Annotated in this window: 2 protein-coding genes; both read left to right on the top strand. The window is 76.3% G+C overall.

The window, feature by feature from the left end; translation table 11 throughout:
• The coding region (locus DT057_RS34435; protein ID WP_128566490.1) for a L,D-transpeptidase family protein at positions 1–1,734 on the top strand (1,734 nt) is incomplete at its 5' end.
• Positions 1,735–2,090: 356 nt separating this feature from the next.
• A partial coding sequence (locus tag DT057_RS34430; RefSeq protein WP_420870345.1) for a peptidoglycan L,D-endopeptidase MepK occupies positions 2,091–3,001 on the top strand: 911 nt, incomplete at its 3' end.

Below are 3,001 nucleotides of genomic sequence, written 5' to 3'. Positions count from 1 at the left end.
GCGGCGCCTCCGGGCGACGTCGCGGCACCCGCGGTCGCGGCGCCGGCCCTGCCCCCGCCCGCCCCCGGCGACCCCGTCGCCGAGGTGGTGGCGGCGCGCCTCGCCGACCCGGCCTTCGGCCTGATCCGCCGCCTCGGCCGCCGGGAGCGCGAGGCGATGCAGGCCTTCTACGCCCTCGGGGCCTTCAAGGCGGTGTGGCTCGCCGACGGCGCCTGGACCCCGGCCGCGCGGGCGGTGATCGCCCGCCTCCAGGCCGCCGGCGAGGACGGCCTCGATCCCCTCGCCTACCCGATCCCGCTCCTCGACCCGCCCCACGCCACCCCGGCCGACCGGGCCGAGGCCGACCTCAAGCTCTCGGCCGCCGCCGTCCTGTACGCCCGCGACGCCCGGGGCGGCCGCATCGAGCCCTGGCGCCTGTCGCGGCTGATCACCCCGAAGCTCGACCTGCCGGGCGCCGACGCCGTCCTGACCCGGCTCGCCGCCGCGGGCCCGGGGGCCGACGGGCTCCTGCAGGGCTACAACCCGGCCCAGCCCGGCTACCTCGCCCTCAAGGCGAAGCTCGCGGCCCTGCGCGCCCAGCAGCCCGGCCGCGCCGTCCCGATGGTGCGCCTGCCCGGCGGCCCGGCCCTGAAGGCCGGCATGCGCGACGCCCGGGTGCCCCTGATCCGCGCCCGCTTCGGCCTCGGGCGCGCCGGCGACGCCACGGCCTACGACGACCAGGTCGCGACCGCGGTGGCGAGCTTCCAGCGCGAGCGCGGCCTCAGGGCCAGCGGCGTGCTCGACCCCGCCACCGTCGCGGCGCTGGCCGGGCCCTCGCCGGGGCGCCAGGAGGCCGACCTCCTCGCCAACATGGAGCGCTGGCGCTGGCTGCCCGCCGACCTCGGCGAGACCCACGTCTTCGTCAACATCCCCGAGTTCAAGGTCCGGGTGATGAGCGGCGGCCGCGTCCTCGACGAGGCCCGCGCCATCGTGGGCAAGCCCGACTCGCCGACCCCGGTCTTCTCCGGCGAGATGACCTACGCGGTCGTGAACCCGTCCTGGACGGTGCCGCCCTCGATCCTGAAGAACGAGTTCCTGCCCCGCCTCGCCCGGGACCCGAACTACGCCGCCCGCCTCGGCTACCAGGTGGTCAGGCGCGGCAACGGCATCGCCGTCCGGCAGCCGCCGGGGGAGCGCAACGCCCTCGGCTTCATCAAGTTCATGTTCCCCAACGACCACGCGGTCTACCTGCACGACACGCCGAACCGCGCGCTGTTCGCGCGCAGCGAGCGGGCGCTGAGCCACGGCTGCGTCCGGGTCGAGGACCCGTTCCGGTTCGCCGAGGTCGTGCTCGGCCCCTCCTGGCCGACCGAGCGCCTGCGCAAGCTCATCGGCAAGGGCGAGCGCACCGTGATGCTGCCCCGGAGGCTGCCGGTCCACCTCGCCTACTTCACCCTCGCGGCGGACGAGACCGGGACCCTGCGCAGCATCCCGGACCTCTACGGCATCAACGCCCGGGTGAAGGTCGCGCTCGGCCTCTCGAGCGAGGCCCTGCCGGCCGACGCCGCGCAGAAGCAGAAGCCCAAGCCCGTCCCCCACCAGGCGCGCCCGGCCCGCGACCTCGCCCAGCACCAGGCCCCCCGCCCGGCCCGGCGCCCCGTCGCGCAGGCGGCGGAGCCGGCCGACCCGGTTCTGGTGCAGCCGGCGCCCGACTATTACGGCATCCCGGCGCCGTTCCGGCGCAACTGGTGGTAGCAAGACCGTGGCGCCGCGGGCTCGGGGGGTTCCCAGAGGCCGCGGCGCCCAGAGGCCGCGGTGCCCAGAGGCCGCGGTGCCCAGAGGCCGCGGCGCTTAGACGCCGCGGCCTCCGCCGGGGCGCCCCGGCGGAGGCGCGCGGGCGGGACGCACACGCCTTCGTGAACGTCGGCCGATTTTCGCCACGGTTAAGGCTTAGCGCTCATCCTCCGAGGTCCGCGGGGACCCGATAACCGATCCTTCACGGTTCTCGGCAACCTTGCGTTCACCATGTCGGCCGCGCGACCCGCGGCCCGAGCGGGGGTGGAACCATCGTGAGAGCGCTGTTGCGTGCCGGCCGGGGCTCGGCCGTCTCCCTGCGGGGCCTGTGGTCCTGCCGCCCCGGCGGCGTCCCGGGGATCCGGCGGGGGGCGCTCGCGGCGCTCGCCTGCCTGGGGGCGGTGGTGGGCGGCACCCGGGGCACGCAGGACGCGGTCGCCAACGGCGACACCCGCGCGCTCACCATCCTGCACGAGCACACCAAGGAGAGCGCCACCATCACGTTCAAGCGCGACGGGCGCTACGACCGGGCGGCCCTGGAGCAGCTCAACTGGCTCCTGCGCGACTGGCGCATCGACGAGCCGACCCGGATGGACCCGCGCCTGTTCGACGTGGTCTGGGAGGCCTACCGCGCCGCCGGCTCGCGCGAGGCCATCCACGTCGTCTCGGCCTACCGCTCGCCCCAGACCAACGCGGCCCTGCGCCGGCGCTCGCGGGCGGTGGCCGAGCACAGCCAGCACATGCTCGGCAAGGCGATGGACTTCTACCTCACGGACGTCTCGATCGACCAGATCCGGGCGGCCGGCATGCAGATGCAGCGCGGCGGCGTCGGCTGGTACCCGCATTCGGGCAGCCCCTTCGTGCACCTCGACGTCGGCTCGGTGCGCTCCTGGCCGCGCATGAGCCACGACCAGCTCGCGCGCCTGTTCCCGGACGGCCGCACCGTCCACCTGCCCGCCGACGGCCGGCCCATGCCCGGCTACGAGGTGGCGAAGGCCGAGATCCTGGCCCGCGGCGGCAGCGTCATGGGCTACAGCCAGGCGATCGCCTCCGCGGACGAGGAGGACAGCCCGAACTTCGTCGGCCAGCTCTGGTCGATGCTGTTCGGCGGCTCCCGGCCGGCGGCCGCGCCGGCGCCGGTGGTGGCCGCCCGGGCGCCGGGCCGGGTGCGGCCGGTGGCGCTCGCCAGCGCCGAGGCGGACGACGGCGGCACCCGCTCGGCCATGGC

Origin of the sequence: Methylobacterium crusticola (genome assembly GCF_003574465.1) — a bacterium.
Taxonomy (GTDB): Bacteria; Pseudomonadota; Alphaproteobacteria; order Rhizobiales; family Beijerinckiaceae; genus Methylobacterium; species Methylobacterium crusticola.
This window is presented reverse-complemented; position numbering and strand designations above follow the sequence as displayed.